General features: G+C 70.7%; 11 protein-coding genes and 1 pseudogene. 8 read left to right on the top strand and 4 right to left on the bottom strand.

Features of this window, described 5'->3' with window-relative positions; translation table 11 throughout:
* Window positions 1-83 precede the first annotated feature (83 nt).
* From AC1VWI_RS21960 to AC1VWI_RS21940, 5 genes are all read left to right on the top strand, one after another.
* Window positions 84-1,007, top strand: coding sequence for a DUF4232 domain-containing protein (locus AC1VWI_RS21960; RefSeq protein WP_499512722.1), 924 nt, complete (start codon window positions 84-86; stop codon window positions 1,005-1,007).
* 237 nt (window positions 1,008-1,244) lie between these two features.
* Entirely contained in the window at window positions 1,245-1,679 is a 435-nt protein-coding gene (locus AC1VWI_RS21955) for a GntR family transcriptional regulator (RefSeq protein WP_499512721.1), read from the top strand.
* 4 nt (window positions 1,680-1,683) lie between these two features.
* On the top strand, window positions 1,684-2,652 hold the full coding sequence (locus tag AC1VWI_RS21950) for an ABC transporter ATP-binding protein (RefSeq protein WP_499516883.1): 969 nt from the start codon (window positions 1,684-1,686) through the stop codon (window positions 2,650-2,652).
* Window positions 2,649-3,668 (top strand): ABC-2 membrane transporter-related protein, encoded by a 1,020-nt coding sequence (locus tag AC1VWI_RS21945; RefSeq protein WP_499512720.1) that lies wholly within the window; start codon window positions 2,649-2,651, stop codon window positions 3,666-3,668. Before AC1VWI_RS21950 ends, AC1VWI_RS21945 begins: the two co-directional genes overlap by 4 nt.
* Window positions 3,669-3,883: 215 nt before the next feature.
* Window positions 3,884-4,408 carry a hypothetical protein gene (locus tag AC1VWI_RS21940; RefSeq protein WP_499512719.1) on the top strand — a complete coding sequence of 175 codons (525 nt, stop codon included), beginning with the start codon at window positions 3,884-3,886 and terminating at the stop codon, window positions 4,406-4,408.
* Here AC1VWI_RS21940 and yczR read toward each other — a convergent pair.
* Entirely contained in the window at window positions 4,374-5,765 is a 1,392-nt protein-coding gene (gene yczR / locus AC1VWI_RS21935; protein ID WP_499512718.1) for a MocR-like transcription factor YczR, read from the bottom strand. The two genes, AC1VWI_RS21940 and yczR, sit on opposite strands and share 35 nt — an antisense overlap.
* 61 nt (window positions 5,766-5,826) lie before the next feature.
* Between yczR and yczE the strand changes: the two genes are divergently transcribed.
* Window positions 5,827-6,537 carry a membrane protein YczE gene (gene yczE, locus AC1VWI_RS21930; RefSeq protein WP_499512717.1) on the top strand — a complete coding sequence of 237 codons (711 nt, stop codon included), beginning with the start codon at window positions 5,827-5,829 and terminating at the stop codon, window positions 6,535-6,537.
* Window positions 6,538-6,657: 120 nt separating this feature from the next.
* Here yczE and AC1VWI_RS21925 read toward each other — a convergent pair whose 3' ends face one another.
* A complete protein-coding gene (locus AC1VWI_RS21925) occupies window positions 6,658-7,212 on the bottom strand; it encodes a hypothetical protein (RefSeq protein WP_499512716.1) in 555 nt (184 codons plus the stop codon).
* Window positions 7,213-7,750: 538 nt separating this feature from the next.
* Here AC1VWI_RS21925 and AC1VWI_RS21920 point away from each other — a divergent pair.
* Entirely contained in the window at window positions 7,751-10,741 is a 2,991-nt protein-coding gene (locus AC1VWI_RS21920) for an FG-GAP-like repeat-containing protein (protein WP_499512715.1), read from the top strand.
* A 452-nt stretch (window positions 10,742-11,193) separates the two neighbouring features.
* The gene (locus AC1VWI_RS21915; RefSeq protein ID WP_499512714.1) at window positions 11,194-11,532 is read left to right on the top strand and encodes a cyclic-phosphate processing receiver domain-containing protein; all 339 of its coding nucleotides are present in this window, start codon (window positions 11,194-11,196) and stop codon (window positions 11,530-11,532) included.
* 133 nt (window positions 11,533-11,665) lie between these two features.
* On the opposite strand, the gene AC1VWI_RS21910 is transcribed toward AC1VWI_RS21915, so the two are convergent.
* Together AC1VWI_RS21910 and AC1VWI_RS21905 are read right to left on the bottom strand one after the other, a co-directional pair.
* Window positions 11,666-11,842, bottom strand: a complete 177-nt coding sequence (locus AC1VWI_RS21910) for a hypothetical protein (protein ID WP_499512713.1) — start codon at window positions 11,840-11,842, stop codon at window positions 11,666-11,668.
* Window positions 11,843-11,879: 37 nt separating this feature from the next.
* Window positions 11,880-12,063 (bottom strand): annotated as a pseudogene (locus tag AC1VWI_RS21905) (tyrosine-type recombinase/integrase); the annotation flags it as partial.
* Window positions 12,064-12,425: the final 362 nt, after the last annotated feature.

Raw genomic sequence — 12,425 nt, 5'->3', positions numbered from 1 at the left:
AACCGTGCTTTGTGACGGTCGTGTGACGGGAATTGTGGCCTGCGCCATGGCCGGGAGCGGCAGGGTCCTGATGGGGTCGCCGGATGCGCACCCCCGCCCTCCTCCTCCCGGCCGTGCTCGCCGTTCCCCTGCTGCTGGTCACGGCCTGCGACGCCGCGCACCGGGACGACCGTGCCTCCTGCGCCGCCTCGACCGTCCCGGTCGCCCCGGCGCCCGCGGGCGGTGCCGCCGGTGTCGAGGGGGACGGCGACGGCGACGTCGAGATCACCGCCGTGAGCGCACGGCCCGCCCACTGCCCCGGCTCCGCCTCGTTCCACGTCGCGTTCCGCGTCACCAACCACGCCGACGAACCCCTCACCTACACCGTCACCTTCGGACTCACCTCCGGTGCCGGGGAGGCCCTGGCGAACGTGCCGCACACCGTGTCCTCGGTCCCGCCCGGCCGCACCGTGAGGGGCGAGGCCGACCTGGGCGCACCCCTCGCGCCGCGGTACGCCGCGGAACGGGTGCGCATCGTCAAGGTCAGGAGCGTCCCGGCGGAGGAGGTGCCCGCCGCGGGAGGCGCCTGCCCACCCTCCGGCCTCCGCCTCACCGCCGACGACGGCGACGCCGCCATGGGGCTGCGCGTGGTGGGACTCCGCCTGCAGAACTGCTCCTCCCGCGTCCGGCGCGTCGAGGGCTATCCGCTGGTCCAGCTCCTCGACGAGCAGCGCAAGCCCGTCACGGGGGTCGAGGTCTTCCGGGGCAGCGGCGGCGTCGCCCTCGTGCCCGGCTTCGACGACCCGCCCCGTCCGGTCACCCTGGAGCCGGGCGGGAGCGCGACCGCGGGCCTGATGTGGCGCAACACCGTCACCGACGGCACGTCCGTCAACGCGCCCTACGCGAGGGTGCGGGCGACACCCGGCGCTCCTGCGGTGACGGTGACCCCCGAACTCGACCTCGGCACCACGGGGAAGCTCGGCGTCAGCGCCTGGAAGGCCGACCCGGCGACCGCGGCCCGGCCGTGACACCCGGGGCACGCGCCCCGTCGAACCCGGTCCTCGACGTCCTCCCCCCCATCCGCACGAAGGCCCCGGGCTGCCCGCCCGGGGCCTTCGTGCCGTGCGGGCCACCCCATTCCTCCCCCTCACGAATGTCACGGTTGTGTCCCGAGGGGTGCCGGGGAGGCCGCTTCGTTTGACACGGCTCAGCTCCCCCTCTCATCATCATTCCACTAATCGAGTAGCTAAAGGGTGTTGAAGCACGTGGACTTCCGCATCGACCGGCGGAGCGGGATCGCCGCCTACCAGCAGATCGTGCAGCAGACCAAGCAGGCCCTGCGGCTGGGCGTCCTGATGCCGGGGGACCGGCTGCCCACCGCCAAGGAGGTCGCGGAGACCAGCGCCGTCAACCCGAACACCACGCTCAAGGCTTACCGCGAGCTGGAACGCGAGGGGCTGGTCGAGCCGAGGCCCGGCCTCGGCACCTTCATCCGCCGCTCACTGGCCCGTCCCCAGGCGGGTGCCGACTCCCCGTTGCGCGGGGAGCTGGAGGCGTGGATGACCCGGGCCCACGAGGCGGGCCTGGAGCGCGAGGACGTGGCCGCGCTGGTCGCGGCGGTCCTGGAGGAGCGGTTCGCCGGGACCACGGCGGCCGACGGAACACCGGAGGACGGGGAAATGAGGATGACCAGTGCGTGAGGCCATGAATGCCATGGACATGGGTGGCCCGGTGGAGGAGTCGGCGATGGAGGCCCGCGGGGTCGGCCGGAAGTACCGCCGGGGCTGGGCCCTGCGGGACTGCTCGTTCCGCCTGCCGGCCGGCCGTATCTGCGGGCTGGTGGGCCCCAACGGCGCGGGCAAGACGACGCTGATGTCGATCGCCGCCAACCTGCTGGAGCCGTCGGAGGGCACCCTCACGGTGTTCGGCGCGGCGCCCCAGTCCGCGGAGGCCGGACGCCGTACGGCGTTCCTCGCCCAGGAGAAGCCGCTGTTCCGCCGCTTCACCGTGGCCGAGACGCTGCGCATGGGCCGCGAGCTCAACCCCGGCTGGGACCAGCAGGCCGCCGAGCAGATCGTCCGCGCGGGCAACGTGCCCCTGCACGCGAAGGTCGGCACCCTCTCCGGCGGACAGCGCACCCGCGTCGCCTTCGCCCTCGCCTTCGGCAAGCGGCCCGACCTGCTGCTGCTCGACGAGCCGATGTCCGACCTCGACCCGCTGGTGCGCCACGAGCTCATGGGCACCCTGCTGGCCGAGGCCGCCGAGCACGGCACCACGGTGCTGATGTCCTCCCACATGCTCAGCGAGCTGGAGAGCGTCTGCGACTTCCTCCTGGTCATCTCCACGGGCGGTCTGCGCATCGCGGGTGACGTGGACGAGATCCGCAGCGCCCACGTGCTGCTGCAGGGCGTGGCCGGCGACGAGGGCCCGGGCGTCCCCGCGGAACTCGCCCGCCACACCGTCGTCGAGTACCGCACCAGCGGGCGCCAGGCCACCGCCCTCATCCGCCCCGACGGCCCGGTGAGCGGCCAGTGGCAGTCCCACACCCCGCAACTGGAGGAACTCCTGCTCGCCTACCTGCGCTCCCCCGAAGCGCCACCACTGATCAGTCCCGTGGCCCAGGTCCCGGGGCAGCCGTACGGCGTGAACGGCCCGCGGGGGGCGGCGGCATGAGCAACCTGACCGCGAACCCGTCCGCGCCGTCCGCGGCCCCGGTCGCCGACAGCGGCGTCCGCCGCCCCCGGCTCAGCGGCATGACCTGGCTCATCTGGCGCCAGCACCGCGCCGCCTACTGGACGATCCTGGCCGCGACGGCCCTGTCCGTGGGGTGGATGCTCTACCAGCGCGCCGGCCTGCTGGATTACCTCACCGCCCACGGCTGGCCCGAGGCGAGCTCCGACAAGTGGACGCAGGACATCAACCCGCACAGCGCCCCGCTCCTGAAGGCCGCCTTCGGCCTCGGCTTCGTCCCCATCCTCCTCGGTGTCTTCCTCGGCGCCCCGCTGCTCGCCGGCGACCTGGAGAGCGGCACCGCCAAGCTCGTCACCTCCCAGGCCGCCGGCCCCGCCCGCTGGCTCGCCGCCAAGCTCGGCATCAGCGCGCTGGTGGTCGTGGTCTGCACCGTGGCCCTCTCCTTCACCTTCGGCCGGTGGTGGGCACCGGTCAGCAAGGAGAACACGGTCATGGACTGGACCTCCGGCCAGGCCTTCGACAACACCGGGCCCGTGCCCGTCGCGCTCACGCTCTTCACCGTCGTGGGCGGCATCGCGATCGGCATGCTCCTGCGCCGCACCCTGCTCGCGATGGTCGTGACCTTCTTCTTCGCGGCGGCCGTCCAGGTGGTCTGGGCGTACAGCCGGCTCGACCTCGGCAACGTCATCAGGCTCACCACCGACTCGGGGGTCACCCCCGGCAGCAGCCCCCGCCTTCCCACCGCCGCCTACGAGGTCGACCAGTCGTTCATCACCTCGTCCGGGCAGACCCTCGGCTGGAGCACCTGCACGGACGCGGGGTCGCAACAGGCGGTCGACGCCTGCCTGAAGCAGAAGGGCATCGTGGGCTGGGCGCTGGACTACATCCCCATGTCCCAGATGAGCGGCATGCAGTGGCTCGGCGCCTCGATCCTGTTCGCCCTGGCCGCCGCCATCACGGCCTTCGTCTTCCTCTGGGGCCGCAAGCGCGTCGTCTGACATGAGCCGTCGGGCCACGACGACACGACCCCGGGTGGACGCGCCGAGCGTCACCCGGGGTCGCGCCGTCGGCGCCGGCGGTCCCCGCCGGCTGATGGGCCCGCAGGCCCACCGCCGACCTCCCCGAGCACCGGGCCGCGTGGGGCGCGGCGCTGCGGTCCGAACTCGCCGCCGTCGAACCGCCCGCCGAGCGCCGCAGGTTCGCCCTCGGCGGGGTGTGGACGGCGCTGCGCTCCGGACGGCCGCCCGGCGCGGGGGTGCGGGCCGGCGGGGTGGCCCTCGTCGTGGCGGGCGGTTCGTACGCCGCGTCGCGTTGGTCGCTCGCACACGACGGGGCGGGCGTCCTCGACTTCTGGGCGGCCGTCCCGAGCGTCCTGCTGCTCGCCGTCGCGCTCACCACCGCCTGGCGCACCCGCTCGTTCGGCTCAGGGCTGCGCGCCGGAGCCCTGGCCGGGCTCGCCGCCCAGGTGGCGGTGCTCGCCGTCGGCGTTCCCGAAGCGGTGTTCTGGGCGAACCAGCAGGCCGGTTACCTGAGCACCGGCGACGCCGTCCCGCCGAACCGGCGGTCCGCGGTCCGTGACGTGCTCCGCCCGGAGTTCCTCCTCGGCATGCTCGTGATCTGGACGACGGCCACAGCCGGCGGCGCCGCCCTCGGCGCGGTGCTCCGGCCCCCGCGCACCACCACCGCCGACGCGCCGTCGACGCTCATGCCACGGGTGCGGGGCTGTGAGCCCCGGTAGCGCCCCGGGTGAGTGCCTCTTCCGCCTGTGCGAGTCCGCGGACCGCCTGGGTCAGCTGACCCGGAGGAAGCGTGTACGGCAGCCGGATGTTGCGTTCGAACGCGCCTCCGATCCCGAACCGCGGTCCGGCTGCGATGGTCACTCCGTAGTCGGGCGCGATCGCGGCCAGCCGTGAGCTGATGGGCCGGGGGAACGTCGCCCAGAGCGTCATGCCGCCGGCGGGGCGCGGGGCGTGGAGGCCGGGCAGGTGCTCGCCGAGCGCTCGGAGCAGTACGTCGCGTTGCGACCTCAGTTGCCCGAGCGCGCCGGGGCGCCGGGTCCGGTCCTCGTGCAGGAGGACGGCCGTGGCGAGTTGCTCGACGACGGGGGTGCCGAGATCCGTGGCGTGACGGGTCTGCTGGACGCGTTCCAGGAGAGCGGGCGTCGCGCGGATCCAGCCGATGCGCAGGCCGCCCCAGATGCTCTTGGAGACCGAGCCGATGCTGATGGCGGTCGGCATGTGGAGCGCGAAGGGTTCCGGGCTTTCCCTGTCCAGGGCCAGGTCGGTCATGGTTTCGTCGATGACCGTGGGACACGCGAGCCCGAGGCCTTGGCGGACGCTCGTGGGCATGCACAGCCCCGTCGGATTGTGGAAGTCGGGGATAAGGTAGGCCAGGCTCGCGATGCGGCCTGCCGCCTGGAGTTGCGCGGTGTCCCAGCCCGAGGACGCCACGGCGACGGGGAGGAGCCGGGCCCGCACCTCGGTGAACGTGGTGATCGCGTGCGGGTAGGTCGGGTGGTCGATCAGGACCTGGTCGCGTGGCGACAGGAGTGTTCGCGCCAGGAGGGCGAGCGCGTGCTGCGCGCCGTTGGTGATCAGGATGTGATCGGGCGGCGTCGGCAGTCCGCGCCGTTGATACCGGTGGGCCACCGCTTCGCGCAGCTCCGCGGTGCCGTTCCGGTCGTAGCCGTGCCGCTCGTAGTGCCGCGGTAGCTGTTCGAGGGCGGCCGCGAACGCGGCGTGGAGGATTTCGACGGGCGCGGGGGGAGCGGCGAAGGACAGATCGATGGTCGCCGCGTTCGTGCCGGCCCGGCGCTCGGGTGGCGTGTCGTCGGGGAGCCGCACGGTCGCCCTGGCGCGCGCCCGTGTGGCGAGGTATCCGTGCTCGACCAGGGTGCGGTAGGCGGCGCCGACGGTGGTCCTGCTGGTGGAGAGTGCGGTGGCCAGGTCACGCTCGCTCGGCAGGGTGGAGCCGAGCGAGAGACGGCCGTCCAGGACCAGCAGCCGCAGCCTGTCGGAGAGCCGCTGATGCGCCGGCCCGGGCCCCTCCTGCCAGGTCCCCAGCATGCCTGCGACCACGTGCGACGTGACTTTCACCCGGCCAGCCTAACGAATCTGGCTATGGAATCCAGGTCCAGATGCCTCGCAGGCTTGCGTCATGGCACCTCCTGTTACCGCTGCACGCACCTCCGTCCCGCCCGGCCACGACCAGCCCGTCCTGACCCGTATGAGCGCCTTCGCCCAAATCCGGGCGGGCCGAAAGGCGCGCCGCATCCCCCAGCTCCTGCTCGGCCTGGTGGGGTACGGGGCCGCCGTGATGACGCTCGTCCAGTCCGGGCTGGGAGCAGCCAGCTGGAACGTGCTCACCGAGGGCACCGCCAAGGTCCTCGGCATCTCTTTCGGCTGGACGACGAACCTGATCTCGCTGCTGGTGCTCCTCCTGTGGATTCCCCTGCGGGAACTGCCCGGCCTCGGCACACTCCTCAACGTCGCCATCGTCGGCTTCGCCGCGGACGCGACCGCCACCGTCCTCCCCCACCCCCAGGGGACACCCGCCGCGATCGGGTACCTCGTAGTCGGCCTGGTCGCACTTGCCTTCTTCGACGCGCTCTACCTCGGCGCACAGTTCGGATCGGGCCCCCGCGACGGCATCATGACCGGACTCGTCCGGCTCACCCGCCTACCCATCGCCGCGGTGCGCACCGGCATCGAAATCGCCGTCGCCACCGCCGGCTGGCTCCTGGGCGGAACCGTCGGCGTCGGAACCGTGCTCATCGCCCTGTGCATGGGGCCCCTCGTCGGCTACTTCCTGCCACGCGTGGCGGTTCGCCTCCCCGCCCTCGCCGCGGACGAACGGCACGACCGGTGAACACGAATGCCGTGATCGGGCGGGCGACTTCGAAGGCGCGTCATGCGGAGACCGGGAGCCCCGGGCCGCTTGCCCGGGCTTTCCGCCGGCGCTTGTCGGGCAATGGCCGATACCTGTGGATCAAGGATGTCCGTCGAGGCCGAGCTTCCTCTTGCCATAGGGGGAGAAGATCGCCCCCCAGCCGGTCCAGCCGGCGTGAACCTGCGCGATCTGCGAGGGCAGGGGCATGACCGGGAGCAGGTTTCTGCCCTTCGCCCAGTTGGTGAGGAGGCCCTCGGTTGTGTCCAGGGCGGAGACGACCATGGTGACCTTCGCGTTGCCGTCGACCCAGGTCTCCCACAGCGCCCACCCTTCAGGTCGTGCCTCGACCCCCAGTCGGGCACAGGCGCGTGGGTAGGTCTCATTGCTGCCGATGGGCATGGCCTCGGGGCGGATGATGGCAACGGCAGCGAGAGGTACTTGTGGGCGCTCTGCCTCCTCCTCCAGGCACCCGTCCAAGGGGAAGTGGTACTGCAACAGTGCCCGGCCCAGGGCGTTGACAGTACGTTGGAACGGGCCGTCATCTTCGGCGTCGCCAGGATGCGACCGCTCGCCTGCGGCTGCGGAGACGACTGCCTTGGCGAGCCGTTCGATCTCCCGCAGATAGTCGAGTTCGGAGAGCTCCGGGCTGGTCATGGGGGGAGTGTCGCATCGCACCGCCGGACGTATGCACCCGTTTTTCACGTGGTCAGACCCACCCTTGTCGACCGAGATTGACCGCCCCAGGTGGTGCGCAGGTGGTGCGCAGGTGCTGCGGGCTGGTGCAACTCTCCGAACTGACCACCGCCGCTACGAACGGCGAGTTGCCCCCCTTCGAAGTTGCGCCGGCCCGCCCGCGACCGACGGTCCCGGCGGCGGGCCGGTCGACGTGTTGAACGGGTTCGAATTTCTCTTCCGTGGCCTGTGAGCCTGTTGTTAGGATCCGATCATTCGGGTGTGGGGGGCGGGGGACGCCGGGATTGACCGGCTTGCTTGCTGTGAGTGCTGAGGACCGAGCCGATTCCCCGGCCTGTTCCAGGTCCTTTCGCATCAGGGGTGGAATCAGGTGGCCAGACGTGCCCTCCTCCGCAGTGCCGTCACGACGGTCGTGTCGCTGTCGCTGACTGTCGGTCCTGCCTCCTGGGTCGCATCGGCCGATGCAGGAACGTTCAGTGAGGCCACGATTCCGGCGACCATGCGCGTCACACCGGGCTCCGGCTCCGTGGTGAGCGTCGGGCCTTCCGGGTTTCTGCACCGCGCCACCACCACGAGCGGTCCCTCCGGATTGGAGTGGACGGGCGCGGACGGCTCGACCCGAAAGCTTGAAGGCACGCAGTTGTACGACCCCGTGGAGTACTACGGAGCGGCCTCGGACATCGTGGCGCTGCCGCCCAGCGGTGGCACGGGCGACGTACTGCTGCGGAACATGGTCACCGACGAGACCACGACCGTCACTGTCCCCGCAGGTCAGGTGTACAGCAGGGCGATTGGAACCACGGTGGTGACCAAGGGCGGAGCTGGTGCCGACGGGGACTGGACCGAGTTTCATCTGCTGAGCAATGAGAACGGGACGACGGTGGACCGCCGCGTGACAGGCTTCCCGGAGGGGGCCTCCGTCATCGCTGTCGCGCGGGCCGGCGTCCATGGGTTCCTCTCACTTCTGAAGGTCCCCGGAGAGGACGTCGCACAGTACGGCTGGATCGATCTCCGCACCGCGGAGGCCACGTTTCTGCCGTACGGCACGGTGTCCGGGAATTCCGTGGTGACCGCCCTTCATCTGGTCACCCCCCAGGCCGGTGGCGTGCGGATCTATGAGCAGGGCCGGTTCGACACCCCCGTGCGCGAGGTTCAGGTCGGTCTCAAGGACGCGAAGGTTCTCGGCGTCGTCGGCGACTCGCTGATCGTGGCCCGCTATGACGCTTTTCTCGGTCAGAAGGCGTCCGGGGCGTCCATCTGGAAGGTCGTGGCCGTCCCCTTCGACGGTTCCGGCGAGCGCACGCTTCTCGCCCGTGCGGTGGCGGACCGTGTTGCCGTCCGGCCGGACGGCGGCGTTCAACTCGTCGGCGGCCAGTCCGCGGAGGACTACGGCTACCAGGACATCACCGCCGGGGCGGACGGCGTGCCGTACGCGGCTCGTGTGCTCAGCATCCCGCCGGTCCCGATGGCGCTCCAGCGGCTGACGCTGGACCACGGCACCGTCAGGACCCTGGAGTACGGCGACGGGGCCACCTTCGTGTACGACCGCCTGCTCACCGAAACCGCGCCTGGATACGGCGAGCGCGTGCGGATCGGCGGCCTGCCGGTCCCGTACCACAAGTGCAGCGTCAGCTGGGGGCTGTGCCCCGAGCTGTATCCCACCGGGGACGGCCGGACCGTGTACCGCGGGACAGTGAGCGTGGACGGCGGCTGGCAGCCCAAGCTGTTCGTCGTGGGCAAGGGCGGGACGTTTCCCGGAACGCCGATCGAAACGGGCCTCCAGGACTCTTTCGACGATTCCCCGGACCAGATGAGGATCGTGGGGGCATCCGAGAACCTGGTGCTGGTCGATGGGAGACCTGCCGGCGGCAGCCGGGAACTCCGGGTCGTGGACATCGACTCCGGCAAGGTCGTGCACACGGAGCCGTACCAGAGGGGTGCGATCTGGGGGACCACCCTGTGGTCCTCGGCCCCGGGCGGCAAGGTCACGGCCAAGGACGCACGCACCGGGGCCTCGCTGACGTCCTTCACGGTGAACACCGGGTGCCCCTCCATGGTCGATCTGCAGGCCGTCGGCCGGTGGCTGTACTGGACGTGCAACCTCAGCACCGCTCCGTACGCCGCGGGCGGCGTCTACGACCTCCAGTCCAGAAAGAACATTCCGCTTCCCTCCACCGCGCAGGCCTACCTCGGCGACGGTGTCGTCGCCGTCCGGGGCGGGCAGGGGCTGCGTGTCTACGGCCTGCAGACCGGGACGGCCGTCCAGCGGGGGGCAATCGACGCCGCGGGGCTTGTGGCGCTCGACCCTCGCAGCGGTGACCTCGCGTACTCCACGCCGGACCAGGTTGTCCACGTCCTGCACACCGGGCGGCCCGAGGCGGCCCTGGTCTCTCCCTACCGGAATGTCACCGCGCAGGTGGAGACGGACGTGACCCCGGTGTCCTGGCGCGGTCAATGGTGGCTCTCCGAGCCGACGGCTTCCTGGAGGGTGGAGATACGCCACAAGGCCACGGGCCGTGTGGTGGCCACGCGCAGTGGCGGACCGGCCGAGTACTCGATTGCGACGACGTGGGACGGCCGGGACACGACAGGCGGACGGCTTCCCAACGGCCCGTACACCTGGACGCTGACGGCTCAGCCGGCGGACGGGAAGGGAGCGGCGTTGGTCGAGTCCGGCACGGTCCGGTTGACGGGTGGCACAGCGGTATGGCGGGACCACGTCGGCGGTTCGGCGCTGCCCGACGGTGTCGGCGACCTGCTCACGCTCAATTCCTCCGGCGCGCTGACGTTCCAGCAGGGCACGGGCAAGGGCACGTTCTCGGGGAAGGTCAGCGGCAGCGGCTGGGCGACGGGCACCCGTGCCGTGCCCGTCGGGGACCTGAGCGGTGACCGCTGCAACGACGTCCTGGTCCGGCTGAGCAGCGGCACCGGCACCCTCCGGCTGTACAAGCCGGCCTGCGGGACGGCGCTCAAGCCGACCACCCCGTACACCACGCTGGGCACCGGCTGGAACCAGTACGACGTCCTCACCTCCCCCGGTGACGTCACCAAGGACGGTCGCCCCGACCTGATCGCCCGCAACGCCTCCACCGGAGCGGTGTACCTGTACAAGGGTGCGACGGGCGGCAAGCTGGCCGCACGCGTGAAGCTGGCCGACAACTGGAAGACCTACAAGAAGGTCGTCGGGGCCGGCGACCTGAACGGTGACGGCACCGGTGATCTCCTCGCCCAGGACAAGTCGAACAACCTGTACCGGTACTTCGGCAAGGGCAACGGCACCTTCGCCACGCGCGTGAAGATCGCCACCGGCTGGGGGGCCTCGTACAACGCGGTCGTCGGCGTCGGCGACATCACCGGCGACGGAAAGGCCGACCTGATCGCACGCGACACCGCCGGGAACCTCTACCGGCAGAGCGGCTACGGCAACGGGTCCTTCGCCGCGCGCGTGAAGATCGCCACCAGCTGGCAGGGCTACAAGGGCATCTTCTAAACCGCCAACGCGGGGCCAAGGGACCAGGTCGGGGAGTGCATCCCCGACCTGGTCCCTCGTCTTTGGAGCGGGTGACGGGAACCGAACCCGCGCTCTGAGCTTTTGAGGCCAACGTCCGCGCGACCTGGGCAGATGGCCCACTGTTGCCCGTGTAAGAGGGTCATGCGATGCCCGGCGTTGACCGTCGTTCGCCGCTCGATCTGGCACGTATCCCGGGACTGGTCAGGCGCGGCGCGATGCTTCGAAGAACCGTTCACGGCCCTGTGACGTCTCGGACTGCCGGCGGCTGGCCGGCGCAACGCGCCATGCGCGCATCTCTGCGTCTCGTAGCCACAGCTCACCTCCGTATCGGCCGCTGACGCCGAGGGTGCCACCGTCGAGAGCCGCAACGGCCTAGTTCGGCGATCTCGCCCCTCCGCTGGGCCCTGCGGCCGTGCCGTGATAATGGTCGGGTGAAAGAAGAGTCGCCTGTACCGACGCCCGTCATCCTCGGCATAGACGACCTCCGGGCGCTGCCGTGGACCACGCGGATCGCGCGCAGCAGCGGCGAAGGCATCAAGCTCCTGCAAGAGCACCGCGACAGCTTCATTGACGAACTCTGGCTCGACCACGACCTCGGCGACGACGACAGCATCTTGCCCGTGGTGACCCTCATGGAAGAAGCCGCTTTCAACGGGCGGCCCTTCCGAATCGGCACGATCTTCGTGCACAGCGCCAACCCCATTGGCGCCGAGACCGTCGTCCGGTCGCTCACACGCTGGGACTACCAGGTCCGGCGGGCGACGGTTTAGGAATCTGATTTTGAGGTCTGGCCTCATCCTTATCAGGGTCGGGCCTGGGCAGCCGCCGCGGTTCTGACCTCATGCCCTCGGCCTACCTATGTGGGCGCGCGGCGGCGGCCGGCCGTGCCGAGCGGGACGGAGGTCAGGAGTCTTCCCGGGTGATGGCTGACCCTGCCACGAGATCCGCCGGCCGATGCGAGGTCGACAGCAGGACCGGATTTCCGTCCAGCACGAAGCGGCGGCTGCTGACGCACACCGCTGAATCTGTGGGTACGTCGAGTACGCCGACGATGTGTTCCAAGGCGACGTCCTCGGTCACGGGGCGGCCCGATCCCCGCTGCTCCCGAGCGTCGCGTGCCCGATGAGCCGTCGTCGTGCCCGTCGATTGATTTGCGGTCAGCCCGCACACGAGTATCCAGCGCGGCGGCGATCTCCTTCTGCCGCTCCAGTGTCGAGTGCTGGTAGATCAGCGCTCCGCTCTGTTGACTGGCTGTCCCGCACCATCGTGTCCTTGAGCGTCGCGCCGGAGCGGGTCGTCAGGGGGATGAAGAGGTCCGGACAACAAAGAAGCCCCGGGCGGCTCGCCTGGGGCTTTCTGCTGGAGCGGGTGACGGGAATCGAACCCGCGCTCTGAGCTTGGGAATCCTGAAACCGATCCGACCCGACCGGACTTGACCTGCCGAAATCACCGAGTCAGGGCCTCCGCCCCGGAGGCAGGTTGCCCCGTGTTGACCGCGGTTCGCCGTCCTGCGTGGTGCAAGGTGGTGCGGGGTGGTGCGTCGCAGGATGAGCAGAGTCTGTCAGGAGCACGGGGACGAGCAGCAGATGGGCGGTCATCCCTGGAAGACCGGCCAGGCTGCCAATAGGCCATTGCTCATGCGCGTCTGCACGCGTTGATGTCA

The organism is Streptomyces sp. TOM-9 (assembly GCF_056858595.1).
Note: the sequence above shows the minus strand (reverse complement) of the source record. Positions and strands in the feature narration are given on the sequence as shown.